The 584-nt window shown below is 49.3% G+C and carries 1 protein-coding gene; it reads right to left on the bottom strand.

Translation table 11 applies throughout. The annotated features are described in order from the left end of the window. Positions 1-545: CRISPR-associated endonuclease Cas3'' (locus ACTHUM_RS17880; RefSeq protein ID WP_440403674.1), on the bottom strand; the 545-nt coding region annotated here is incomplete at its 3' end. Positions 546-584 lie beyond the last annotated feature (39 nt).

The raw sequence follows: 584 nt of genomic DNA on the forward strand, positions 1-584 counted from the left end.
GCATCCACCAAGCAGGAATAGAGCCTCCGGGTGAAGAAGGCGTAGGAGAAAAAAGGATGATGCGCGTCGGCTTTGAGTAGCGGTGCGGACAGGGCTTGAGGGAGCTTGATTTCTTGTTGCCACAGATTATCGAGAGCGGGAATATCTTCGCCAAATTGCAAAGCTAGACGCTGTTTCAAAGTACTGCGGTTATCGCCCTCACCACATCCATTAGCCAACCCTGCATGATGCCCCGCAATGCAAAACACCATTAACTTACCGATAACATTTCCCCAAAGCTCAACGGCAATTTTGGCTCCGGCGGTAGCATGATCGACTGATGCGCCGCCATGCAATCGGCGGTTAAAGGCTTCTGAATATTTCCCTAAGTCATGCAGCTGTCCCGTCTGGCAGGCCTGTTCCTGCGCCCCGAATACTCGCGCAAACTCCGCCGCCATTTCGCCAACATTTACCGAATGGCTTTGCAAGGTTTGCCAATGTTCGTAAGGCAAGAGATTGCCGAGTTTATCTTGCGCGGAATGGGCGTAGTAAATTAGGGGTTTCATATTGAAATTCTAAAAAATTCAAATTGATACATATGCAAT

The sequence above is a fragment of the Neisseria sp. P0021.S006 genome (assembly GCF_051956895.1).